General features: G+C 61.5%; 22 protein-coding genes. 10 read left to right on the forward strand and 12 right to left on the reverse strand.

The genetic code is table 11. The features are described from left to right. Positions 1-44 precede the first annotated feature (44 nt). The 6 genes from D109_RS0125460 to dinG form a co-directional block, all read right to left on the reverse strand. Positions 45-509 carry a glycine zipper 2TM domain-containing protein gene (locus tag D109_RS0125460; RefSeq protein ID WP_010176704.1) on the reverse strand — a complete coding sequence of 155 codons (465 nt, stop codon included), beginning with the start codon at positions 507-509 and terminating at the stop codon, positions 45-47. Positions 510-789: 280 nt separating this feature from the next. Continuing rightward, on the reverse strand, positions 790-1,437 hold the full coding sequence (pdxH, locus tag D109_RS0125465) for a pyridoxamine 5'-phosphate oxidase (RefSeq protein WP_017479372.1): 648 nt from the start codon (positions 1,435-1,437) through the stop codon (positions 790-792). A gap of 27 nt (positions 1,438-1,464) precedes the next feature. Then, entirely contained in the window at positions 1,465-2,637 is a 1,173-nt protein-coding gene (locus D109_RS0125470; protein ID WP_026078212.1) for an OmpA family protein, read from the reverse strand. Between the two features lie 142 nt (positions 2,638-2,779). Beyond that, entirely contained in the window at positions 2,780-3,925 is a 1,146-nt protein-coding gene (locus D109_RS0125475) for an EstA family serine hydrolase (protein WP_017479374.1), read from the reverse strand. 92 nt (positions 3,926-4,017) lie between these two features. Then, positions 4,018-6,345 (reverse strand): beta-galactosidase, encoded by a 2,328-nt coding sequence (locus D109_RS0125480; RefSeq protein ID WP_017479375.1) that lies wholly within the window; start codon positions 6,343-6,345, stop codon positions 4,018-4,020. Between the two features lie 95 nt (positions 6,346-6,440). Next, positions 6,441-8,585, reverse strand: coding sequence for an ATP-dependent DNA helicase DinG (gene dinG / locus D109_RS0125485; RefSeq protein WP_008432096.1), 2,145 nt, complete (start codon positions 8,583-8,585; stop codon positions 6,441-6,443). A 99-nt stretch (positions 8,586-8,684) separates the two neighbouring features. Here dinG and D109_RS0125490 point away from each other — a divergent pair, with 99 nt between their 5' ends. Next, a complete protein-coding gene (locus D109_RS0125490; protein ID WP_017479376.1) occupies positions 8,685-9,149 on the forward strand; it encodes a CopD family protein in 465 nt (154 codons plus the stop codon). A 153-nt stretch (positions 9,150-9,302) separates the two neighbouring features. On the opposite strand, the gene D109_RS0125495 is transcribed toward D109_RS0125490, so the two are convergent. The 3 genes from D109_RS0125495 to D109_RS0125505 form a co-directional block, all read right to left on the reverse strand. Further along, positions 9,303-10,061 (reverse strand): hypothetical protein, encoded by a 759-nt coding sequence (locus tag D109_RS0125495; protein WP_017479377.1) that lies wholly within the window; start codon positions 10,059-10,061, stop codon positions 9,303-9,305. Next, positions 10,054-10,347: a DUF1145 domain-containing protein gene (locus tag D109_RS0125500; RefSeq protein ID WP_017479378.1), complete on the reverse strand. Its 294-nt coding sequence runs from the start codon at positions 10,345-10,347 to the stop codon at positions 10,054-10,056. The genes D109_RS0125495 and D109_RS0125500 overlap by 8 nt, the downstream gene beginning before the upstream one ends. A 128-nt stretch (positions 10,348-10,475) precedes the next feature. Beyond that, complete coding sequence (locus tag D109_RS0125505; protein ID WP_026078213.1) at positions 10,476-11,171, reverse strand: OmpA family protein; 696 nt, start codon at positions 11,169-11,171, stop codon at positions 10,476-10,478. Positions 11,172-11,351: 180 nt separating this feature from the next. Here D109_RS0125505 and D109_RS0125510 point away from each other — a divergent pair, with 180 nt between their 5' ends. From D109_RS0125510 to D109_RS1000000133200, 4 genes are all read left to right on the forward strand, one after another. Next, positions 11,352-11,849 (forward strand): DUF6231 family protein, encoded by a 498-nt coding sequence (locus D109_RS0125510; protein WP_017479380.1) that lies wholly within the window; start codon positions 11,352-11,354, stop codon positions 11,847-11,849. Positions 11,850-11,853: 4 nt separating this feature from the next. Then, positions 11,854-12,324 carry a YchJ family protein gene (locus tag D109_RS0125515; protein ID WP_017479381.1) on the forward strand — a complete coding sequence of 157 codons (471 nt, stop codon included), beginning with the start codon at positions 11,854-11,856 and terminating at the stop codon, positions 12,322-12,324. 61 nt (positions 12,325-12,385) lie between these two features. Then, positions 12,386-12,886, forward strand: coding sequence for an LEA type 2 family protein (locus tag D109_RS0125520; RefSeq protein ID WP_026078214.1), 501 nt, complete (start codon positions 12,386-12,388; stop codon positions 12,884-12,886). Then, on the forward strand, positions 12,883-13,089 hold the full coding sequence (locus D109_RS1000000133200; RefSeq protein ID WP_026078215.1) for an SEC-C metal-binding domain-containing protein: 207 nt from the start codon (positions 12,883-12,885) through the stop codon (positions 13,087-13,089). The genes D109_RS0125520 and D109_RS1000000133200 overlap by 4 nt, the downstream gene beginning before the upstream one ends. Positions 13,090-13,229: 140 nt before the next feature. Here the strand turns inward: D109_RS1000000133200 and D109_RS0125530 are convergent, their stop codons facing one another. Continuing rightward, a complete protein-coding gene (locus D109_RS0125530; protein ID WP_017479383.1) occupies positions 13,230-14,621 on the reverse strand; it encodes an ATP-binding protein in 1,392 nt (463 codons plus the stop codon). Beyond that, positions 14,618-15,328, reverse strand: coding sequence for a response regulator (locus D109_RS0125535; protein ID WP_017479384.1), 711 nt, complete (start codon positions 15,326-15,328; stop codon positions 14,618-14,620). Before D109_RS0125535 ends, D109_RS0125530 begins: the two co-directional genes overlap by 4 nt. A gap of 213 nt (positions 15,329-15,541) precedes the next feature. On the opposite strand from D109_RS0125535, the gene D109_RS0125540 reads away from it, so the two are divergent. The 3 genes from D109_RS0125540 (at position 15,542) to D109_RS0125550 (ending at position 18,662) form a co-directional block, all read left to right on the forward strand. Continuing rightward, positions 15,542-16,657, forward strand: coding sequence for an ABC transporter substrate-binding protein (locus D109_RS0125540; protein WP_017479385.1), 1,116 nt, complete (start codon positions 15,542-15,544; stop codon positions 16,655-16,657). Between the two features lie 161 nt (positions 16,658-16,818). Further along, positions 16,819-17,877 carry an iron ABC transporter permease gene (locus D109_RS0125545; protein ID WP_017479386.1) on the forward strand — a complete coding sequence of 353 codons (1,059 nt, stop codon included), beginning with the start codon at positions 16,819-16,821 and terminating at the stop codon, positions 17,875-17,877. Then, entirely contained in the window at positions 17,874-18,662 is a 789-nt protein-coding gene (locus tag D109_RS0125550) for an ABC transporter ATP-binding protein (protein WP_017479387.1), read from the forward strand. Before D109_RS0125545 ends, D109_RS0125550 begins: the two co-directional genes overlap by 4 nt. On the opposite strand, the gene D109_RS0125555 is transcribed toward D109_RS0125550, so the two are convergent. After that, positions 18,659-19,210, reverse strand: a complete 552-nt coding sequence (locus D109_RS0125555) for a cysteine hydrolase family protein (RefSeq protein ID WP_017479388.1) — start codon at positions 19,208-19,210, stop codon at positions 18,659-18,661. The genes D109_RS0125550 and D109_RS0125555 overlap by 4 nt on opposite strands. 96 nt (positions 19,211-19,306) lie before the next feature. Between D109_RS0125555 and D109_RS0125560 the strand changes: the two genes are divergently transcribed. Next, complete coding sequence (locus D109_RS0125560; RefSeq protein ID WP_017479389.1) at positions 19,307-19,951, forward strand: glutathione binding-like protein; 645 nt, start codon at positions 19,307-19,309, stop codon at positions 19,949-19,951. Between the two features lie 173 nt (positions 19,952-20,124). Beyond that, the gene (locus D109_RS0125565) at positions 20,125-22,566 is read left to right on the forward strand and encodes a penicillin acylase family protein (RefSeq protein ID WP_017479390.1); all 2,442 of its coding nucleotides are present in this window, start codon (positions 20,125-20,127) and stop codon (positions 22,564-22,566) included. Positions 22,567-22,627: the final 61 nt, after the last annotated feature.

The raw sequence follows: 22,627 nt of genomic DNA on the forward strand, positions 1-22,627 counted from the left end.
ACCGGTCACCCGGTTGGGGTTTTTCTTTTCCTGCAGCCTTACCCTTAACGAGTAACGCGGCTGGTGCCGTTCACGGTCATGATGCGAACGCGGTCGCCGATGCGGAAGACTTCGTTCGGGTCAACGGCCTGGACGTAGGCGCGCATGCTGCCGTCGTCTTCACGAACAGTGACTTCGACGCCTTGAGTACGGGTCAGGCCTTCTTCAGCGGCCGAACCGAGCAAGCCACCGGCAACGGCACCGATAACGCCTGTGACGATACTGCCACGGCCGCCGCCGATAGCGCTGCCGCCAACGCCGCCAACCACTGCGCCAGCAACGCCGCCGATTGGGGTCTTGGTGCCTTCGATTTTCACCGGACGCAGGGATTCAATGGTGCCCATGCGAACAGTCTGTACACGACGAGCTTCGTCACGGGAGTACGAGTCGCCGGTCAGACTCGAGGCGCAGCCACCCAGCAGCAGCGACAGGGTGGTAAAGCAGGCAACTAGTAAAACGGACTTACGCATAGCATCAACTCCAAAGGACAGGTATCCATTAAACCGCTGTGGCTTGCTGCCTGTCACGGCATGCCCGGCAGAAAATTGTTTTCATTCAGCCTTAGTACAGAGAGCCTGTGCCGAAAAACTCGACGAACGGTAGCAATCCCACCTCCTCAGGATCTTCATGGACGCTTTCACATTGTAGCCAACGGCTGCATAACGCAGCGCAGCGCTACCCATCCAAGGCCTCTGACTAGAGACTTCGGCGCGCAGCGCTGCATTCAGGCGAGGTGACGAAAGGTGGGACTCAGGGCGCCAGCCGCTCACGGGCCCAGTCGGCACCCTGCAAGCGGTAGTTCAGGCGGTCGTGCAAACGACTCGCGCGGCCTTGCCAGAACTCGATGCGCTCCGGCAGCAGGCGATAACCGCCCCAGTGTTCGGGGCAGTCTGGCTGGGTATCACTGAAGCGTTGTTCGGTGGCCTTGAGCAGGTCCTGCAACTCTTCGCGATCCCTGATTACCCGGCTTTGCGGTGAAGCCCAGGCACCCAGGCGGCTGCCCAGAGGGCGGACCTGGAAGTAAGCGTCCGACTCCTCGGGCGTGACCTTGACCACCCGACCTTCGATGCGCACTTGGCGCTCGAGGGTCGGCCAGAAGAAGGTCATGGCCGCAAACGGCCGCGCCGCGAGCTGTTCACCCTTGGCGCTCTGATAATTGGTGAAGAAGGTAAAGCCCTGGCTGTCCAGGCCCTTGAGCAGCAGGATCCGGCAATGTGGGCGACCCTCCTGGTCGACCGTTGCCAGAGTCATGGCATTAGCCTCAACCGGTGGCTGCTCGGTTTTAACCGCATCCGCAAACCATTGGTGGAACAAGGCAAACGGTTCGTCCGGGGCCTGGGCCTCGCTCAAACCGTCCCGTGTGTAGTCACGGCGCATATCGGCCAGTGCCTGGGTCATGCGGCTTTATCCTTCTTGCTCAAATAATCAGTTTTTTGCCTGGTCGTTGGTAGCGGCTGGCGTGGCGGCCTTGGCCGGTGCTGGCTTTTTAGCAGCTGGCTTGGCTGGGGCCTTTTTGGCCGCTGGCTTGGCAGCCGCTTTCTTGGCGACGGTTTTTTTCGCCGGAGCGGCAGCTTTTTTGACCGGAGCAGCGGCTGGAGCAGGAACGTCCTGCACAGCAACCATTTCAGCCTTCGGCGGGTTGGCCGAGTTGTACTTGCTCAGCAAGGCCAGCATGGTGGTGCGCTGGGTGAACAGGATTTCCATGCGACGGTTCAAGGCACGGCCCTGAGTGCTGTCGTTGGCCGCACGCGGCATCAGGTCGCCCATGCCACGCAGCATCAGGCGGTCCTGCTTCAGGCCGCTGAGGCTGAAGATAGAAGCGATGGACTGCGCGCGCTCTTTGGTCAGGGCCTGGCTTACTGGCTCGGCACCCGAGGCATCGACGTGGCCCAGGACCAGTACGGCGGTCTTCGGATCGCCTTCAACAGCCTTGGCAACACGGGTGAATGGACCCAGGGTCACCGGCAGCAACATCGCCGGGCGTTTCGGGTTGTAGGAGCCGTCAACCGGGGCAATCACGACCAATACGTTGTCGCGACGTTCCAGTTGCAGGTTGCTGTCCTTGATCGCGAGGCGCAGGCGCGGCTCGTAGTCGTCCAGCCAGGCCTGGGTGATTTTTGGATCAGGCATTGGAATGTTGGCAACGTCGACCTTGGCCAATGGCTTTGGCTTGCTTTCGAACGGCCACCACCATTTGGTATCGGTATCTGTCTTGGCAACGGCAGGTGCGGCAGCCGGTGCAGCGGCGGGGGCGCCGGATGCAGGCGTTGCAGCCTTGAGGTCAGCTTTCAGGTCGGCCTTGGCGTCGTCGGCTTTCGACGAGAACGGCCACCAACTGGAGCCGGTATCTGCCTTGGCAACCGGTGCCGGCGCCTGGGCAGGTGCTGCAGCGGCGGGCGCTACCGGCGCAGGCGCCTTGGCAGCGACGGCCGGCTTGGCATCCGGTTTGGTGTCGGCTTGGCTCACTGCATCCTTGGTAGCAGCCTTATCAGAGCCAAATGACCACCAATGCCCACCTTCGGCATCATTTTGTGGGGTTTGTGCACAGCCAGTAATAGTGAGGCATAGCGCCAGTGCCAAGGACTTGTTCGATAACATGAGATATCCACAAAATGAGAAAAAACCAAGGGCCTGAATGACCCGTTAAACAGACGCTTTTGGAACATTAAAGTTACAACATTTTGCCTAGCGTCTTTTTGTATGTGCCTTTGTAACAAAAAAACGCAAGACAGCAAGCTATTTACAGACAACCGGCCAATATTCTTGCCAACTTTTGCGCCCGCGGGTCCATAAGTACATAAGGCCCCAATGTATTGGTCACAAAACCAAAGGCTACATCATGTTCCGGATCGGCAAACCCCACCGAGCCCCCTGCCCCCGGATGCCCAAAGGCCCGTGGGCCAAGGCCGAACGTGGCATTTGGTACTTGCGGTTGATCCAACATGCAACCCAACCCGAACCGGGTTTGTGTCAATAAGGTTTTATCCGGGCCGATACTGTGTTCACGGGTCAACTCTTCAAGCATGTCGGCTTCCAGCAAACTACCGTCGAGCAGCCCACTATAAAAACCCGCCAGACTTCGTGCATTACCGTGACCATTTGCCGCTGGCTGCTGCATGCGCCGCCATTCGGGTTTATTAGTGCTGGTCAGAATAGACGGCGGATTGGTAAATGCACGGGTAGTCATCGCCATCGGCTCGCGCATCGTTACTTGAAGTAAACGCTGTGCCGCCTCATCGCCTAAATTGCCCTTGCCTCGAGCTATATGGGCAACTCGATGGAATTCTTCGTCTGCCAGGCCTACATGAAAGTCCAGGCCCAATGGCCGCGCAACCCGGGCCACGATGGACTCACCCGGCCCACGACCGTCGGCGCGACGCAGCAGCTCGCCCACCAGCCAGCCGTAGGTAATCGCCGCATAGCCATGGCCTTCTCCGAGCTTCCACCAAGGCGCTTCGGCGGCGAGGGCGTCGACCATCATTTGCCAGTCGTACAGCGCTTCGGCAGGCAGCGTTTCACGCAGCGCCGGTAGCCCGGCCTGGTGGCAGAGCAGGTGGCGCAGGGTGATGGCTTCTTTGCCGGCTGCAGCAAATTCCGGCCAGTACTTGGCGACCGGCGCATCAAGCTGCAGCTTGCCTTCGGCCACCAGTTGGAGAGCCGTGACGGCCGTAAAGGTCTTGGTGCAGGAGAACAGGTTGGCGATGGTGTCGCTGTGCCAGGCCTCGGCACCGTCCTTGTCGGCGGTACCGGCCCACAGGTCGACGACGGTTTCGCCGCCAATCTGAATGCACAACGCGGCGCCACGCTCCTGAGGGTCGTCGAACAGCGCGGCGAAGGCTTCACGCACCGCTTCGAATTGAAGCTCGTAATGACCCTGAATCTGCACCTAAGCCCCCTCGGAAAAGTACTACAAAAAGTGGCCGACATTGTTCCAGCCATTGAGTGATTTGTGAACCCGCACTCGTCGATCCGGCACCATCAATGACCCTTGCCGGAATGCCCACCGGAATGCCCTGCGCCCGGCCCGGCAGCGTTGCCGTCACGCCCCGGTTTACCGCCTTCGCCGATGTGGACCGCAGCGGCCGCCTTGGCCTTTTCGGCCTCCTTGCCCAACTGGTCGACCGCTGCCAGGTTACTTTTACGCACGCTGTCGACAAAGCCCTGGAACGGCACATCGGTGATGCCCACCAGGCCGAAGTGGCCGTTTTCGCCATCCAGCAGACGACCGGTGACCGGTTGGTCCAGATACTGGAACCAGTGCACGCCAACAATCGACGGCTCGGCCATGGCCTGCTTGAGGAAGTTGGCGTAGGCAACCCCACGCTCCTCTTCCCGGGCCAACTGCGTCACGCCGCCCCAGAACGGGCCACGGTCCGCCGAACCGAAGTTGAACTCGGTGATCAGCACCGGCTTGTCCAACGCCCGCAGGGCCGCGAAGTCGTAACCATCCTGTGGCTTGAGGGTGTACATGTTGAAACTCAGCACGTCGCAATACTGGGCGCAGGACGCCACCGATTCCGGGGTGCTGACGGCGTAACGGCCACCCAGCAACAGCTGGTTGGGCGCGTGCCATTTCAGCGCATCGGAGATGGTTTTGAAGTAGGCATCGGCAAAGGTTTTCTGGAAGTACTTGAAGTCCGCTTCGATTTCCGGGTGCTCGGGGTTCGGCATAGGCGGCACGAAGCCCGGGTCTTCCATCAACTCCCAAGCCGGCAGTTCGATGCCCCAGGCCTTGGACAGGCCGTCCTGGTTGCGGTACTTGTCACGCAATTGCTTGAGAAACGCGCGCTTGGCCGGCACGTCGGTGGTCATGCGCAAGGTGCCGTAGGCCAAGGCGTAGCGGGATTTAGCATCATCACCGGGACCGGCCCAGGCCAGTTCGTTGTCGGCAAAGAAGCCGATCAGCCACGGGTCGTCACGGTGGTCACGGGCGGCAATCGCCACCGCACGCTCGGTGGCCATGGCGAACCGCGGGTCGAACGGGTCGGGCATGCCGCCCCACCAATCGGTACCGGTGCTGATGCTCGCGTAATCGCCGACGATCGACAGTGGCAAGGTGTAAGGCACACGGTCGGCGGTCGCCAGCTGCGGCGCACTCCAGTTGCCGACGGTGTTGAAACCCCAGGCTTGCAGGCGGTCGAGGGTATGGCTGACCCAGCGTTTCTGGTCGAAACCTTCAGGAGGACAGGGTGCCGGCGGCACGCACGGCTGGCCATAGGTACGTTGCAGGTTGGCGCCATAGAAGTCATACCAGCGGCCAACATTGAAGCTGCGCCCCTGATCCGCACCATTGCCGCTGCGGCTGTCGCCGCTTCCATAGTATTTGTCGAAAGGCTCGCCAGCCTTGGGCAGCGCGGCAAACATCCATTCGCGGCCTGCGACGTAGGTCTGGCTGTTGTCCGGGGCGACGGTGTTGACGCCCAGGGAGTAGAACGGATGGCCTTCCGGTGTCACCAGGTACCAGCGCCCGTCGCGCTTCTCGGTGCGGAAGAAGCCACTGGCGTCAAAGGCCGGGCCCTTGTTCCAGCCGCCGTACTTGTCCAGGGACGCCTTGTCACGCTCGGCCAGCCAGCCCTTGAGCTGTTGCCGCTCCTTGACCGCTGCGGCCCGCAACTGGTCGTCATTGCTGACTTTTTCCGGCCACTTAGCGCGGGTGGACTGCCCATAGGCATCCACCAGGTCGCTGTAGGTGGCCTTGAGTACCGGCTCGATATCCTGCACGCCAAAGCGCTCCAGCAGGATGCTTTGGGCGACGTTCGGTTTGATCATCGACAGTGTCACCGTCACGATCTGGCTACGGTCGATCTCCCCTTCGCTGCTGGCCAGCAACACGCGCTGGCCATCGACGGTGATCGGCATCGGCGGACCGGCCTTCATGCCCTGGCTCAGCGGCGAGTTGGCTTGCAACGGAATCAACAGCGTTTGCGCCGGGCCGGCTGGCAGGTCGATACGGCTGAACAGGGTCCGGCCGTCATTGCTCTGCACCTTGACGTACAGGGTCAGCGCCCAGTCCATCGCGCTTTGGATACGCAGGCTCATCGCACCGGATTGCGACCAATCCCAGGCACCAGTCTGCGGGCTGAGCACAAGGCTTGGTTCGGCCGCCGGGTTGAAGGTAATACGGCGCAGCACTTCGCCTTCAGGGGTTTGTTCGGCGTTGTATTGCGGCAGGCTGGCGTCCTGGGTCGCCACCTTGACCACATCGGCGGGCCGTACAAAGTTGAACAGGGTTTGTTGCCCGGCAGGCGCAGCCAGCAATGGCGCGGCAAACAACAAGGCAAAAACAGCGGGCAGCGTGCGAATCATGTGAACAAGGTTCTCCCAAACGGCCGGTGACTGGCCTGATGACGTGAAGCGATGGTGAGATAGACCACGAAGTGGGCGAATTCGCCCACGGGGTCTTAAGAAATTTCCCGCCGAAACGGCGGCAAAGCATTCAGGATAGCTTTCCCGTAGCGCTGGGTAACCAGACGCCGGTCAAGCAAGGTGATGGTGCCGCGGTCTTCTTCGGTACGCAGCAGGCGCCCGCAGGCCTGGACCAGCTTCAAGGAGGCGTCCGGCACCGAGATTTCCATGAACGGATTTCCGCCTCGGGCCTCGATCCATTCGGCCAACGCGGCCTCCACCGGATCATCCGGCACCGAGAACGGAATCTTCGCGATTACCACGTGCTCGCAGTAGGCGCCGGGCAAATCCACACCCTCAGCGAAACTCGCCAGGCCGAACAGGACGCTGGAATCACCGCCATCTACCCGCGCCTTATGCTTGTTCAGGGTTTCCTGTTTCGACAGATTGCCCTGGATAAACACCTGCTTGCGCCAGTCACGGTCGAGGCCGTCGAACACGTCCTGCATCTGTTTGCGGGACGAGAACAACACCAGTGTGCCCCGGGAACCCTCGACCAACGACGGCAGGTCACGAATGATCGCCGCCGTGTGGGCCGGCGCATCCCGTGGGTCGGCCTTGAGGTCCGGTACCCGCAGCACACCGGCGTCGGCGTGATGGAACGGGCTTGGCACCACGGCGGTGACCGCCTTTTTCGGCAGCCCGGCGCGCATGCGGAAGCGGTCGAAGGTGCCCAGGGCCGTCAACGTGGCCGAGGTGACCAAGGCACCGTAGGCCACGTTCCACAGGTTGCGTCGGAGCATTTCCGCCGCCAGGATCGGGCTGGCGTTGACCTCGATATCAAACAGCGCGCCGCTTTCCGACAAGGTCAGCCAACGGGCCATGGGCGGGTTGTCTTCCGGGTCTTCGACGGTAAAGGCGGTCCACAACTCCCAGTTGCCCTGGGAGCGGGACAGCAGGCTGCCAAACAGCGGGTACCATTCTTCGGCCTGGTTGCTGGCGATGCCGATGTTGACCTCGCCGTCCATGCCTTCCTTGAGCAAATCGGTGAGACGGGTGAACAAGTCGGTCAGGCGTGAAAAGCCCTTCTTCAGCTCGACACCCATTTCCCGCATGTGCTCGGGGATCAGCCCGCCAACGAAACGATGGCGCGGCCGTTCGCGGCCTTCCACGTCTTCGCCGGGCTTGAAGTCTGCCACCTGCTCACAGGCGCTGAACATGAATTGCTGCTGGGTCTTGATCTCCCGCGCCAGCTCTGGAACCTGCTCGATCAACTTGCCCAGGTCGCCTGGCAGCGGGTGCTGGGCGAGCAACTTAGTGAGGTTCTTGGCGGTGGTTTCCAGCCAGTCGGCGGTGGAGCGCAGGCGCGTGTAGTGGGCGAAGTGGCCGATGGCCTTGTCGGGCAGGTGATGGCCTTCGTCGAACACGTAGAGCGTGTCACGCGGATCTGGCAGCACGGCACCGCCGCCCAGGGCCAGGTCCGCAAGGACCATGTCATGGTTGGTGACAATAACGTCGACCTTGCCCATGCCTTCCCTGGCCTTGTAGAAGGCGCACTGGCCGAAGTTGGGGCAATGACGGTTGGTGCACTGGCTGTGATCGGTGGTCAAGCGGGCCCAGTCGGCGTCTTCCAGGGCATTGGGCCAGCTGTCGCGGTCGCCGTCCCATTTATTGCCGGCGAGTTTCTCGATCATGCTGGTAAACAGCTTCTGACTGACCTCATCGACTTCGATCTTGAAGCCTTCTTCTTCGAACAGCGAGGCTGTAGCGGTTTGCGCGTGGCCTTCCTGCAACAGCACGTCGAGCTTGGACAGGCACATATAGCGCCCACGGCCCTTGGCCAGGGCGAAGGTAAAGTTCAGGCCGCTGTTACGCATCAGGTCGGGCAGGTCTTTGTAGACAATCTGCTCCTGCAGGGCGACGGTAGCGGTGGCAATCACCAGGCGCTTGCCGGCGGCCTTGGCGGTGGGGATCGCCGCCAGGCTGTAGGCCACGGTTTTACCGGTACCGGTGCCGGCCTCGACGGCCACCACGGCGGGGTCGCCACTGCGCCGACCTTCGTCGTCGGTGTCGATATCCCCGAGGACCTTGGCGACTTCGGCGATCATCAGGCGCTGGCCGTACCGCGGTTTCAAGCTCTTGGCTTCGAGAAAACGCGAGTAGGCGCCCTGGATCGTGGTTTTGAGTTCAGTGCTGATCATGGATAGTCGGGCGCAAAAAACGCTGGATAAATTTTCAGTGGTTCGGATCGGCCGCTATCATACCCCGCTAATTAATCCCGCGCAGAACGGAGTACCCCAATGACCGTCTTTAGCTTCGCTTACACCCTGCATGTACTGGCCGCCCTGATCTGGGTCGGCGGTATGTTTTTCGCCTGGATGATCCTGCGCCCCGCCGCCATGGCCGCGCTGGACGGGCCTGCACGACTGAAACTCTGGATGAATGTGTTTCAACGTTTTTTTGTGTGGGTGTGGGTCGCGGTGCTGGTCTTGCCGATCAGCGGTGTCGGCCTGCTGCAACTGCGCTTCAACGGGTTTGAGACCGCGCCGCGTTATGTGCAGGTCATGATGGGGTTGTATGTGGTGATGACCGCGCTGTTTATCCGGATTCAGGCGCTGAAGTTACCGGAGCTGCGCACGGCGGTGGCGGCTGAGGATTGGCCGGCCGGGGCTGCGGCGTTGGGGCAGATTCGTAAACTGGTGGGGATTAACTTGATTGTGGGGTTGGTGCTGGTGGCGATTGCTTCGGCACGGCCGATGTTCTGAGGCGCCCCATATCCTGTGGGGAGGGGCTGCTGTGGCGGGGGGCTTGCTGTGGCGAGGGAGCTTGCTCCCGCTGGGCTGCGTAGCGGCCCCAAGAAAAAGCGGGAGCGCTGTGCACTCCAGCGGGAGCAAGCTCCCTCGCCACAAGGTAAAGCGTTAAAGCCTCTGAATGGTCACAGCACCCGCAGGCCCCGCTGGCCCCGGCTGCCCTTCCAACCCGGCCCGGCCTTTCTCGCCGCCATCCGCGCGGTACACCAGGCAACCCTTGGACTGCCCGCCTTTACCTGGCTTGCCCGCCGTGCCCGCCAAACCACCGGCACCGCCGTCCACCCAGACTTTGATCTTCTCGCCCGGGAAGTCCTGCGGCAGCTCCACACGAACCTGCGCGCCCGCCGCGCCCGGCAGCCCGTCGCCGCCGTTATCGCCATTCGAACCGCGCCCGGCCGAGCCCCAGGTGCAGCCCGGGTCTTCGCCGTTGGCACCGTCCAGCCCAGCATAACCCTGGGCGCCCGCACCGCCGCGGGCATCCACCGACAGCTCATCGGCCGTCAGCGAGTTAATCCGCAAGGTCAAGTCACGCCCAGCCTTGGCCGGACGTTCATGGGTACCGGGGGCACCCCGCGAGGTGATCTGGCTGCCATGTTCCAGCTGCGCCTGGCGCACCTGCAGTTGCAGGGGGGTGCTGCCGGGCACGATGGCGATGCGTGCGTCGCGGCCCAGGTGCAGCTCATCCACCGTCACCTGGGTGATATTGGCAGGGATCAGCAAAGTGCCGTAATCCGCCACGTCCAGTCGCTCCAGTTGCAAAACGCCGCTGCTGTTGGGCAGGCGCATCAGCGAGTTGGTCTCGACGCTGACACTCTGGGCCAGGGCAATGGGGCTGACCAACAGGGCCAACAGAAAAACCTTACGCATGATTGGCCTCCTTGTTTACATCATTAGTCGGTATCGGCTTCGAAAAGCTCTGCACATGGAACATACCCACCAGCAGGATCTGCAAGCGGTCACGCCAGGGATGGGCACGGGTTTTCACACTGCCGTTGAACAACAGCAGCTCCAGAATATGGGTCAGCAACAACAGGCTGCCGGCCAGGTTGACCAACAGGTGGAACGGGTTGATCAGCGGTGTGAACAGATTGACCACCACCACGACCCAAAACAGCAACGTCAAACACTTCCCCAGCCCCCAAAACACCTTCATCCCGCACGCTCCCCTTGCACATTATTCTTTGGGCGCACAGTAACGACTTCTACAGGCGTTGTACCAGTGAAGGATTGAAAAATTGATGAAGGGGCCCCCGTGGATTCCACAGGGGCCTTGAGGCGGGGTCAGCGGTTGATCTGGATTTCCACACGGCGGTTTAGCGCACGACCGTCAGCGGTTTTGTTATCCGCCACCGGATGGCTTTCGCCGGCGCCGGTCACGGAGACGAAACTGCTGCGCGGGACGCCGGAACTGACCAGGTAGTCGGTTACCGAATGAGCACGTCGTTCCGAGAGTTTCTGGTTGTAGGCGTCTTTACCGACGCTGTCGGTATGCCCGCTGACGCGCAGTTGCGCACTCGGGGCCTCTTTTTTCAGGCGGGTGGCAATGACGTCGAGTTTGGTTTTGTCGGCCGCCGTCAGCTTCGCGGAGTCGAACTCGAAGTGCACATCACGAATCACGATGGTTTCTTCCTTGACCACCACCACTTCCTCTTGAACCACCGCTACCGGCACCGGAGGGCAGCCATTGGCGTCGACCTGCACGCCTTTTGGCGTGCCAGGGCACTTGTCGCGGCTGTCCGGTACGCCGTCGCCGTCTTCATCACCATCGCCATGCACCCAGCAATAGGCGCCTGCCATGCCGCCGATCAGCAACGCGCCGTAGCCTGCATAGGAAGAGCTTTGGGTTGCGCCAATGGCCGCGCCGGTCACGCCGCCGACCGCGGCGCAGGTGGGCCAGTCGGTTTTTTGCAAGCCTGCGCAACCTGTCAATACTCCGGTTAGCAGAACCAAGGGTAGAGCTGTCCGCATGATGCTCATCTGACTTTCTCCTGAGGGGATCGGCGGGGGCCGACGGGTGGAGTAAAGACGGCTCTTTTCATCTGCGCCAGCGTGTCACACCCCAGTATTCATTGGGTCGAGCGGTTTATTCTCGCCGCCCGCTCTAGGCCCGCACGCTCAGGCAAGCTAGTCTCTACGGTCCTGATGTGAGGATCTTCGATGACTGCCGGTATTTCTTCCCGTACACCCCAGCAAGCGCTCGCTGCGCTGCTTGATCTTCACGCGCCCAAACGCCTGCTGTTATTGGGCGCCAGCCAGTTCCCGGCGCTGGATGCCTTTAAGGAAGCGCACCCGGATACCGTGGTGTCCTTCGCCGAGCCCGGCCCCTTGCCCGCCGACCTCGCGGCCCAGCGTTTTGACCTGGCGCTGGTGGTCGACTGCCTGGAACACCTGTCAAAACCTGCGGGCCTGACCTTGCTGGGGGGCATTCGCAACCTCAATGCCAGCCGCATTGCAGTGCTGGTGGACCTGGCCGCCTGCCACTGGAAAGACACCGACTTCTTCTCCCTGGCCCTGCAAGCCAGCGAACGCTTTCAGCGCGACGCTCAGGTTTTGACGCTGTTTACCTATGATCTGCTTGACTATAAACAGGTGCCGGATTGGCTGAACGCCCGCTTCTGGGCCAACCCGCAAAACTTTGGAAAGTATTGGTGGTAACCCGATGAGTACATCCATTTGCCCCTGCGGCAGTGGCAACCTGCTGGATGCCTGCTGCGGCCATTATCACGCCGGCCACCCGGCACCCTGCGCCGAAGCGTTGATGCGTTCACGCTACAGCGCCTATGTGCTGGGCCTGGTGGACTACCTGGTGGCGACCACCCTGCCCGCGCAACAAGCCGGGTTGGACACAGATGCCATCGGCGCCTGGAGCGCACAAAGCACCTGGCTGGGCCTTTCAGTGGAAAGCTCCGAGGTGTTCGGCGGCCAGCCGGAACACGCCTTCGTGACCTTTACCGCACGCTGGCACGACAGCACTGGCGAACACAGTCACCGGGAACGCTCATCTTTCGTACAGAACAATGAGCACTGGTACTTTATCGACCCGACAGTGGACGTGAAGGCTGGGCGCAATGACGCCTGCGTATGTGGCAGCGGGCAGAAATTCAAGAAGTGCTGTTCCGGCTACCTCTGACATTCATTGATACCCGGCAGGCTCGCGCTTGCTATGCTGACTCTTCAAAGGGGGTAATGGCATGGTTTCTAAGGCGCGGGTATTCAGGACTTACAGCCTTCTACTGGCATTGACGCTAGGCCTCTCTGGCTGTGCATCGTGGTTCGCCGACGACGCGCCCGCCCCCGAGGTGCGGCTGGTCAAGGTCGATCCCGTGCGGGTCAAGTTGCTGGAGCAGAAGTTCAAGCTGTATTTCCGTGTGGATAACCGCGACGACAACGATCTGACCGTACGCGGCCTGGTGTACAAGGTCAGCCTGGGTCCCCTGCTGCTGACCGAAGGTGAGTCCAACGAATGGCTGACCGTACCGCCCCACAGCCACGCCTTCTTCCGGGTATCTGTGCGCACCAACCTGTGGCCACAAATCCGCGATGTGGTCGACATGCTGAAAAATCCGCGCGAGCCCGTGCCCTATCGCCTTGAAGGCGAGTTGAAAACCGGTTTATTTATCGGGAACGACGTGCAGGTGATGCGCAATGGCGAGATAATCCCCGGCGATTCTATTCCGGAGCGACATCGATGACTCAGCAACCCCATGTCCATGGTCCTGACTGCAACCACGATCACGATCACCATGATCACGACCACGACCACGGCCATGTCCACGGCCCGAACTGCGGCCACGCTCACCAGGAGCCGGTGCGCAACACCTTGAAGGACGTGGGTCGTAACGATCCTTGCCCGTGCGGCAGCGAGAAGAAATTCAAGAAGTGCCACGGGGCTTGAGTTAAGAAACCCGATTCTCGAAACACTGCACATCCAACTGTGGGAGCGGGCTTGCTCGCGAAAGCGCATTGTCAGTCAACCTCTCTGTTACTGATACACCGCTTTCGCGAGCAAGCCCGCTCCCACATTTAGCCTGCATTTCAAGGCCAGGATTTGCGTTGAAACTGCAACACCACCTCCAATCCCCCACCTTCCCGATTGCTCAAGCTCAAACGCCCGTCATGGGCACTGGCGATCGTATGCGCGATGCTCAGCCCCAGCCCATACCCGCCGGTTTCCACATTGCGTGAGCCTTCCACCCGGTAAAACGGCTCCATCACCTGTTCCAGTTGTTCCCGGGGAATCCCAGGCCCACGGTCGCGGATCACAATCTTCAAGCTGTCTGCCTTGTCCTCAACCCGCACCACTACTTCGCAGCCATAACGCACCGCATTCTCCAGCAGGTTTTGCACGCAACGCTTAAGGCTTCGGGCATATCCAGGCAGCGGCTGTTTGGCCCGCCCTTCTATCGCGACCGTCTCACCCACATCCTGAAGATCGGCCTGCAAGCTTTGCAGCAAGGCGTTGATGTCGATGTTCTGGCGCTTCTCGTTGATTTCGCCGCTGCTGACAAAATCCAGGGTGCTGGAAACCATGTGCTCCATTTCTTCGAGGTCGCTGCGAAAACGCTCCTTGGTGCGGTTGTCGTCGAGCATTTCCGTACGCAACCGAAGGCGTGTGATGGGTGAACGCAGGTCGTGGGAAATCGCCGCAAGGAACCGCGTGCGTTCGGCGATGTTGGCGATCAGCCGCTGTTGCATGGCGTTAAACGCCTGAGCGGCGCGGCGTACTTCGGTGGGACCGTCGACCGCCAATGGTGGCCGTTGGATATCCCGGCCCAACGCCTCGGCAGCCTTGGCCAGGGCATTGAGCGGGCGAATGGCCAGGCGAACCGCCACCAGGGCAATGATCACCAGCACCAATACCCGCAGCAGGTAAATGCGCATCACGTAGTCAAACAACAGGTCCATGGGCGAGGTGCTGGTCCAGCCCTGCTCCTCGGTGGCCTGTACCTGCAGCCAACGCCCGTCCGGCAAACGCAGGTCAATCAGGAATTGCCCCACCACAGGCTTGGAGCTGAGCAGAGTCGACAGCCCGGCATGCTGGCCCTCGGCATCCAGCAACTTGAGACTCAACAGATGCAGGTTTTGGGTGTAGCCGGTTTTCTCCGAGAGCACTTTATTCAGCAAGCGCTCGGTGGCCTGGTCGCTGTCGCTGATGCGGCTTGTCACCTCACTGGCCTGGTCACTCAGAGTCAGGCGAAAGCCCGGCGTATCGAGCAGTTTGATCAGTCCATCAGCCTGCGCCGGATTGCTGTGCACCAGCCGCACCACGTCCGCCAGCCGCGTGGCGATCAGCCGGCTGGGGATTTCCAGCACCTGGCCGTGGCGCATGTCGTACCAGATGCTGCTGGTCAGGGCCTGGGCCGCGAGCATGCCACTGACCAGGATCAATACCAGCCGGCCAAACAACGAACGCGGCAGCAGTTTCACGATTGCAGCGCCACGTCGTCGGCGGTGAGCATGTAGCCCTCGTTGCGCACGGTCTTGATCAACCCGGCCGGCAGTTGCGAGCGCAGGCGGCTGACGCACACGTCGATCGAGCGGTCGAACGGCGTGCTGTCCTTGTCGAATACATGGTTGAGCAAAAAGTCGCGGCTCAACGGCCGGTTGGGATGCTGCAGCAATAGGCGCAGCACCCGGTAATCGGAGTTGCCGAGGCTGACCACCACCCCCTCCGGTGAAAGCAATTGCCGCGCCCGAGTGTCCAATTGCCAGCCGGCGAAGCTGATGCTCGGCGCTTCATCCAGCCGTGCCCGGTCCGGAAAGCTCTGCACCCGGCGCAGCACCACCTTGATCCGCACCAGCAACTCCCGTGGGTCGAACGGCTTGGGCAGATAATCGTCGGCGCCGATTTCCAGGCCGACAATCCGGTCGATCAACGTGCCCTTGGCGGTGAGCATGATCACCGGCGTGTTGGAGCTGACCCGCAATTCGCGGCACAGGCTCAGGCCGTCTTCGCCCGGCAGCATCACGTCGAGCACGATCAGATCGATGACATTCAGCGCCAGGCGGCGGCGCATTTCCTTGCCATCGCCGGCGGTGGACACCTGGAAACCGGCGTCACTCAGGTAGTCGCACAGCAACTGGCGGATTTGCGGGTCGTCATCAACGATCAACAGGTGGTCTTGCTTGGCCATGGCGCAACTCGTCCGAAACTCAAAAGGCAGGAGATAGCCGAAACGTCAGCCAGGCGTACGCGCAAATGTAATGGAATGTTGTGGAAAGCGGTAATCGCGCATCCCCATTACAAAGCCACGGCGTGGCGGCCGGTATCGGTCTTTAGACTACCGAATCTAAATGAGATTAATTGTAATTTAACTCAAGAACAGCCTTCACCTGGAGTTCTCCCCATGCTGAAACCCCGCAGCTTCCTCAAGCTGGGCGCGCTGTTTGTCGTGCTGATCCTTGGCCACGCCGAAACCGCCGCCGCCCATGAAGTCACCGACGTGCTGGGCCGCAAGGTCGACGTGCCGGACCACGTGCAGCGCGTGGTGCTCGGCGAAGGCCGCTTGATTTCGGCCTTTGCGTTGCTGGACAAAGACGCGCCGTTCCAACGGATTGTCGGCTGGCAGAATGATTTGAAGCTGCTGGACGCCCACACCTATAACGCCTACGTGGCGAAATTTCCGACGGTAAAAGACATTCCGCTGATTGGTCAGGCGTCGGAGCAAAGCGTCAGCGCCGAGGAAATCCTCTCGCTGAAACCGGACCTCGCAGTGTTCAGTATTTCCGGCCACGGCCCGACCGAACACAGCCCGGTGGCGGATGTGTTGGCCAAGGCAGGCATCGCGGTGTTGTTCGTCGACTTCCGTATCAACCCGGTGCAAGGCACCCACGCCAGCATGACCGCCCTGGGCCAGGCCCTTGGCCGGGAAACCCAGGCCAAGGCGTTCCTCGACTTTTATGACCAGCACATCAAGGTGATCACCGACGCCGTCGCCACCTTGCCGGCCGGCCCGCGCCCCAGCGTGTTCCTGGAATTGCTCGCCGGCGCCTGGCAGGCACCGGGGCACACCACCGGCAAGAGCGGCATGGGTGAAGTGATCAAGCTGGTGGGCGGCCGTAACATCGCCGCCGACGTGGTGCCGGGGGCGCTGGGGGACATCAGTGTCGAGTACGCGCTGAAGGCTGACCCGGATGTGTATGTGGCCACCGGCAATCACAAGCCTGGGTTGATTCTGGGTGCTGGCGTGAGCGAAGAAGATGCGCGTGGCGCGTTTGACGCGGTGCTGGCCCGGCCGGAATTTGTGAACCTTCGGGCAATTCGTGAGGGTAATTCCCACGGCTTGTGGCATGACTTCTACAACTCGCCGTACAACCTGCTGGCGATTGAAGCGCTGGCCAAGTGGGTGCATCCGGCGTTGTTCGCGAAGCTGGATCCGAAGGCGACCATGGAAGCGATGAACCAGCAGTTCCTCGGCATGCCATTGCAGGGTGCCTACTGGATTGATGGCAGGGCCAAGTAACTAAGGCTCACAACCCATTCCCTGCCTGGACACGGTTCCTGTGGGAGCTGGCTTGCCTGCGATGGCGATGGTGAATCCAACACCGCTATCGCAGGCAAGCCAGCTCCCACACTGACCGAGTACCTGCAGGGATTTTCGTCGTTTTCAAGGCTGCGAATCCAATGACCACTCAAACCCTCGACCTCGCCACCGCCAGCCAAGGCTACCGCCACCTGCTGGCCCGTCGCTGCTGGCTGCTCGCCCTGCTGGGTGGCGCGCTGATGTGCGCGATCCTCGTGGACCTGGCCAGCGGCCCGTCGGGCATGGGCCTTGGCGCTCTGCTCGATGGCTTGTTGCACCCGGCCCACCTGAGCGCCACCGACCAGGTGATTATCTGGAACGTGCGCCTGCCCTACGCCTTGATGGCGGTATTGGTCGGTTGCGCGCTGTCGCTGGCGGGCGCCGAGATGCAGGCGATCTTGAACAACCCGTTGGCCAGTCCGTTCACCCTGGGCGTTTCCTCGGCAGCGGCGTTGGGCGCGTCCCTGGTGATTGTGTTTCCGGTGACAACGCTGTGGGTGTCGGCCAATACGGCGATTTCCATTTCGGCATTTGTGTTTGCCGCCGCCTCGGTCTTTTTGCTGCAAGCCATGTCACGCCTGCGGGGTGCCGGGGTGGAAAGCCTGGTGCTTTTCGGGATCGCCCTGGTGTTCAGTTGCAACGCGGTCGTCGCCCTGTTGCAACTGGTCGCCACCGAGGACGTGCTGCAACAACTGGTGTTCTGGACCCTGGGCAGCGTGACCCGGGCCAACTGGGACAAGCTCGGCATCCTCGCGTTTGTGGTCGCGGTGGTCATGCCCTTTTCCTTTGCTGCCGCGCCACGCCTGACCTTGTTGCGCATGGGCGAAGACCGCGCGCAAAGCTTCGGTGTCGACGTGAAACGCCTGCGGTTTTTCTCGTTGTTGCGCATCAGCCTGCTGTCGGCCACCGCCGTGGCCTTTGTGGGAACCATCGGATTTATCGGCCTGGTGGGTCCGCATATCGCGCGGATTCTGGTGGGTGAAGACCAGCGCTTCCTGCTGCCGGCCAGCGCGCTTGTCGGCGCTTTGCTGTTGTCGCTGTCCTCCATCGCCAGCAAGTTGATCATGCCCGGGGTGATCGTGCCGGTGGGCATCGTCACCGCACTGGTGGGCGTGCCGATTTTCGTGTTGCTGGTGTTCAAGCGCGGGAGGCAGTTATGAGTAAGGGATTGTCGATTCAGAACGCCCACGTCAGTTATGGACGGCGCCAGATTGTGCATGACCTGAGCTTGCCGACCCTGGCCCACGGCAGCCTGACCGCGTTGATCGGGCCAAACGGTGCGGGCAAGTCAACGTTGCTGCGGGCGGTGGCCGGGCTGGAAAAGATGCAGGGCGTTGTCAGACTGGGTGACCTGGACCTGACGAAAATGTCCGTCGGTGAGCGTGCCCGACGCGTGACCTACATGCCGCAGAACCTGCCACCGGGGTTGAGCCTGAGCGTGATGGAAAGCGTGATCGCGGCGTTGCGGGTGGCGAACGTCGAGGGCATTCCGCTTTCAAGTGACGTGTGCATGCGCGAGGCCTTTGGTGCGTTGCAAAGGATTGGCATCGCTCACCTGGCGGATCAGCTATTGGGCACGTTATCCGGCGGACAGCGGCAACTGGTCAGCCTGGCGCAGCTGATTGCGCGCCGGCCACAGGTGATGCTGCTGGATGAGCCCACCAGTGCGCTGGATTTGAACTACCAGTTGAAAGTCATGGACTGCGTGCGCGGCCTGGTGCGGGAGCACAACCTGATCGCCGTGGTGGTGCTGCACGACATCAACCTCGCGGCACGTTATGCCGATCATATCGCTGTGCTGCGACAAGGTCGGTTGCATGCCTGTGGCACGGCGGATGAAGTGCTGGATACGGCGTTGTTTGCCGAAGTCTATGGCGTGCAGGTCCGTATCGAACGGTGCTCGCAGCAGACGTTGCAGGTGTTGGTGGATGGAGCGGTGGCTTAAGCCAGCACCTGTCTTGAGAAAATCACCGTGGCGTATTCGCCGTGGAGGTTGCCCAACGACATGGCATGCACCCGCTCTGCCGAGTGCATCTGCCCAAAGAAGTCCGCCTTGTCGAAGGTGTAGCAGGCATCTTCGATAACCCAGGTCTCAAACCCCAGGTTGCCGGCACTGCGGGCCGTGGCCTCCACCGAGTTATGGGTGGCCACGCCCACCAGCACCACTTGCCGGATCCCGGCGTCACGCAAACTCGCTTCCAGCCCCGTTCCACAAAACGCGTCCGGCACTCGCTTCTGGATCAGTTGCTCACCCGCCTGGGGCACAAACGCCTCCTGAAACTCCACCCCCGACTGCTCCGGCCAGAACACCGACTCCGGCGAGTGGGACAAATGCTGCACGTGAATCACCGGCCAGCCTTCGCGCCGCCAATGCCCCAGCAATGCCAGCATGCGCGCCTCGGCGTGCGGATTATTGCGCCGCCCCAGCTTGGGATGATGAATGCCTTTTTGCTGGTCAATCACAATCAACGCTGCGCCCGCACGGATTTCCATATCGATAGACCCAAATGTTTCATTGAATTTTCGTCACCCTAACATTACCTATACCTACAGGCATTCGCTCAAGCGTCACCACCCCTGGAGAGCTTCATGATCGACCTGTATTACTGGACCACCCCCAACGGTCACAAAGTGTCGTTGTTCCTGGAAGAAGCCGGTCTGCCTTACGAGGTGCACCCGATCAACATCGGCCAGGGCGAGCAGTTCAAGCCCGACTTCCTGAAAATCGCCCCCAATAATCGCATTCCGGCCATCGTCGATCAGAACCCGACCGACGGTGGCGCGCCGATTTCCCTGTTCGAATCCGGCGCAATCCTGCTGTACCTCGCGGAAAAAACCGGCAAGTTCATTCCCCAGGATCTGCGCGGTCGTCAGGAAGCGCTGCAATGGCTGTTCTGGCAGATGGGCGGCCTGGGCCCGATGGCCGGGCAGAATCACCACTTCAGCCAGTTCGCCCCGGAGAAGATTCCCTACGCAATCAAACGCTATGTGGATGAGACCGCCCGTCTGTATGGCGTGCTGGACCGGCGCCTGGCCGACCGCACGTTCGTGGCCGGCGATGAGTACAGCATTGCCGACATGGCGATCTACCCGTGGATCGTTTCCCACAAGTGGCAGAGCCAAAAGCTGGAAGACTTCCCACATGTAGAACGCTGGTTCAACCACATCAAGCAACGCCCGGCGACGGTGCGTGCTTATGAGCTGGTGCAGAAGGTCAATCCGCCAAAATCCTGAAGGTAAGCCGAATCAAAAATGTGGGAGCGGGCTTGCTCGCTCCCACACTGATTTGTGCCCGACTAGAAACCTTACGCAAATCCTGAAATAAGCATCGCCTCCCGCTTGCGTCGTTTCGCCGCGCTCACTAACGTAGCGCCTTTACTGACGCTACCCCCCGCAGGAGCTTTGCCATGGCCTCGCCAGCCCTCTCACATTTTCTTCCCCGGTTCGGCGTTGCCGCGGCCATTGCCAGTGCCTTGGGCCTGGCCGGTTGCCAGTTACAAAGCACCCAGGACACCCTGCCTCCGGTTTCCGGCGTGCAGCCCATCAAGGGCCTGGCGCAGAATGTTTCCGTGCGCCGCAACAGCCAGGGCATCCCGCTGATTGAAAGCAGCACCTTCCACGATGCGCTGTTCACCCTGGGCTACGTGCACGCCAGCGACCGCATCACCCAGATGGTCACCTTGCGCCTGCTGGCCCAGGGCCGCCTGGCTGAGATGTCGGGGCCTGAAGTGCTGGATGTCGACCGTTTCATGCGCGCGGTCAACCTGCGCAAAAGCGCCGGCGAGCTGTACAACGCCTCGTCGCCGCGCCTCAAGCGCTTCTTTGAAGTGTATGCGCGCGGGGTCAACGCCTACCTGTTCCGCTACCGCGACAAGCTGCCGCCAGACCTGGCCCAGAGCGGCTACAAGCCTGAATACTGGAAGCCGGAAGATTCGGCGCTGCTGTTCTGCCTGCTGAATTTCAGCGAGTCGACCAACCTGCAGGAAGAGTTGTCCTCATTGGTGCTGGCGCAGAAAGTCGGCGCCGACAAACTCGCCTGGCTGACCCCAAGCTACCCGGATGAACCGTTGCCAGTGGCCGAGTCCGACAAGCTCAAGGGCATCAACCTGAGCCAGATCCCGGGCCTCGCCGCGTTGACTAGCCTCAGCGAGCACCTCGGCACCTTGAACACCCTGGGCACTTCCAGCTCCAGCAACTGGGCGATCGGCCCGCAGCGCAGCCGCAGCAACAAGAGCCTGCTGGCCAATGACCTGTCGACCTCGATGCAGGCCCCGTCGCTGTGGAACTACGTGCAGATCCGTTCGCCGAAATACCAGGCCGCCGGCGTTTCGATTGCTGGCCTGCCAACCCTGCTTTCCGGCTTCAACGGCAAGGTGGCGTGGAGCATGAGCCAGGTCTCGGGCGACACCCAGGACGTATTCCTGGAGAAGGTCAAGCGCCAGGGCAACGCGCTGTACTACGAAAACAACGGCAAATGGCTGCCGGCCATCGTGCGTAACGAAACCTACTTCGCCAAGGGCCAGCGGCCGATTCGCGAAGCGGTGTACGAAACCCGCCACGGGCCACTGCTCAACAGTGCCCAATCGCTGAACAGCGGCTACGGCCTGGCCTTGCAGACCGCCGATTTCAAGGACGACAAGAGCCTGGACGCGTTCTTCGACCTGTCCCGTGCGCAAACCGCCGGTAAAGCCTCTGATGCCACCCGGGAAATTCGCGCGATTGCCTTGAACATGGTCTTCGCCGACGCCAGCAGCATCGGTTGGCAAGTGACCGGGCGCTTCCCGAACCGCCGTGAAGGCGAAGGCCTGGTGCCATCGCCGGGCTGGGACGGGCGTTTCGACTGGGATGGCTACGCCGACGCGATGCTGCACCCATACGATCAGGACCCGGCCCAAGGCTGGATCGGCACCGCCAACCAGCGCACCATTCCGCGCGGCTACGGCATGCAGTTGTCCAACTCGTGGGCGGCGCCGGAGCGCGCCGAACGTATCGCGCAGTTGGCCGGCAGCGGCAAGCATGACAGCCGCAGCATGATCGCCATGCAGTACGACCAGACCACCACGTTCGCCGCCAAGCTCAAGAGCATGTTCCAGGCGCCGGGCATGGCCCAGCCGCTGAAACAGGCGATCGACGCATTGCCAGCGGCCGAACAGGCCAAGGCGCGGGAAGCCCTGGGTCGCCTCATGGCCTTCGATGGCAGGCTGGCCTCCACCTCCGCCGACGCGGCGATTTATGAGTTGTTCCTGCAGGAAAGCGCCAAGCAGATTTTCCTCGACGAACTCGGTCCGGAAAACAGCGCCACCTGGAAAGCCTTTATCGGCAACGCCAACCTGTCGTACTCAGCGGTGGCCGACCACCTGCTGGGGCGCGAAGACAGCCCGTTCTGGAATGACACCCGCACTGGGCAGAAAACCGACAAGCCGGCGATCCTCGCCCGCAGCCTGGCCGCCGCGATCACCGCCGGCGATAGCGCACTGGGCGCCGATCACAAGGCCTGGCAGTGGGGCAAATTGCACAGCTACACCTGGAAGAACAGCAGCGGCAAGACCCTTCGCGGGCCACTGGCGGCGGGCGGCGATCACAACACGCTGAACAGCGCACCGTATAGCTGGGGCCAGAGTTTCGACACGACCCAGGTGCCGGCACTGCGGATGATTGTCGACTTCGGCCAGGTGGAACCGATGATGGGCCAGAGCGGCATCGGCCAATCCGGCAACCCGGCCAGCCCGAACTATGCCAATGGCATCGACCCATGGTTGAAAGCGCAATACCTGAGCTTCCCGATGCAGCCGCAGAACTTTGACGGGGTGTATGGGAAGACCCGGTTGACGTTGGTGCCGGGTAAATAACCCGGTTTCCCTGACGCAACCGGATCAAAATGTGGGAGCGGGCTTGCTCGCGAAAGCGGCG

The sequence above is a fragment of the Pseudomonas sp. PAMC 26793 genome, assembly GCF_000313235.1.
Taxonomy (GTDB): Bacteria; Pseudomonadota; Gammaproteobacteria; order Pseudomonadales; family Pseudomonadaceae; genus Aquipseudomonas; species Aquipseudomonas yamanorum.

What these genes read in the sequence shown, in the direction of transcription:
- D109_RS0125460 (WP_010176704.1), bottom strand. Translation starts at nt 509, where the DNA reads ATGCGTAAGTCCGTTTTACTAGTTGCCTGCTTTACCACCCTGTCGCTG.
- pdxH (WP_017479372.1), bottom strand. Translation starts at nt 1,437, where the DNA reads ATGACCCAGGCACTGGCCGATATGCGCCGTGACTACACACGGGACGGT.
- D109_RS0125470 (WP_026078212.1), bottom strand. Translation starts at nt 2,637, where the DNA reads ATGTTATCGAACAAGTCCTTGGCACTGGCGCTATGCCTCACTATTACT.
- D109_RS0125480 (WP_017479375.1), bottom strand. Translation starts at nt 6,345, where the DNA reads ATGATTCGCACGCTGCCCGCTGTTTTTGCCTTGTTGTTTGCCGCGCCA.
- dinG (WP_008432096.1), bottom strand. Translation starts at nt 8,585, where the DNA reads ATGATCAGCACTGAACTCAAAACCACGATCCAGGGCGCCTACTCGCGT.
- D109_RS0125490 (WP_017479376.1), top strand. Translation starts at nt 8,685, where the DNA reads ATGACCGTCTTTAGCTTCGCTTACACCCTGCATGTACTGGCCGCCCTG.
- D109_RS0125495 (WP_017479377.1), bottom strand. Translation starts at nt 10,061, where the DNA reads ATGCGTAAGGTTTTTCTGTTGGCCCTGTTGGTCAGCCCCATTGCCCTG.
- D109_RS0125500 (WP_017479378.1), bottom strand. Translation starts at nt 10,347, where the DNA reads ATGAAGGTGTTTTGGGGGCTGGGGAAGTGTTTGACGTTGCTGTTTTGG.
- D109_RS0125505 (WP_026078213.1), bottom strand. Translation starts at nt 11,171, where the DNA reads ATGAGCATCATGCGGACAGCTCTACCCTTGGTTCTGCTAACCGGAGTA.
- D109_RS0125510 (WP_017479380.1), top strand. Translation starts at nt 11,352, where the DNA reads ATGACTGCCGGTATTTCTTCCCGTACACCCCAGCAAGCGCTCGCTGCG.
- D109_RS0125515 (WP_017479381.1), top strand. Translation starts at nt 11,854, where the DNA reads ATGAGTACATCCATTTGCCCCTGCGGCAGTGGCAACCTGCTGGATGCC.
- D109_RS0125520 (WP_026078214.1), top strand. Translation starts at nt 12,386, where the DNA reads ATGGTTTCTAAGGCGCGGGTATTCAGGACTTACAGCCTTCTACTGGCA.
- D109_RS1000000133200 (WP_026078215.1), top strand. Translation starts at nt 12,883, where the DNA reads ATGACTCAGCAACCCCATGTCCATGGTCCTGACTGCAACCACGATCAC.
- D109_RS0125535 (WP_017479384.1), bottom strand. Translation starts at nt 15,328, where the DNA reads ATGGCCAAGCAAGACCACCTGTTGATCGTTGATGACGACCCGCAAATC.
- D109_RS0125540 (WP_017479385.1), top strand. Translation starts at nt 15,542, where the DNA reads ATGCTGAAACCCCGCAGCTTCCTCAAGCTGGGCGCGCTGTTTGTCGTG.
- D109_RS0125545 (WP_017479386.1), top strand. Translation starts at nt 16,819, where the DNA reads ATGACCACTCAAACCCTCGACCTCGCCACCGCCAGCCAAGGCTACCGC.
- D109_RS0125550 (WP_017479387.1), top strand. Translation starts at nt 17,874, where the DNA reads ATGAGTAAGGGATTGTCGATTCAGAACGCCCACGTCAGTTATGGACGG.
- D109_RS0125555 (WP_017479388.1), bottom strand. Translation starts at nt 19,210, where the DNA reads ATGGAAATCCGTGCGGGCGCAGCGTTGATTGTGATTGACCAGCAAAAA.
- D109_RS0125560 (WP_017479389.1), top strand. Translation starts at nt 19,307, where the DNA reads ATGATCGACCTGTATTACTGGACCACCCCCAACGGTCACAAAGTGTCG.
- D109_RS0125565 (WP_017479390.1), top strand. Translation starts at nt 20,125, where the DNA reads ATGGCCTCGCCAGCCCTCTCACATTTTCTTCCCCGGTTCGGCGTTGCC.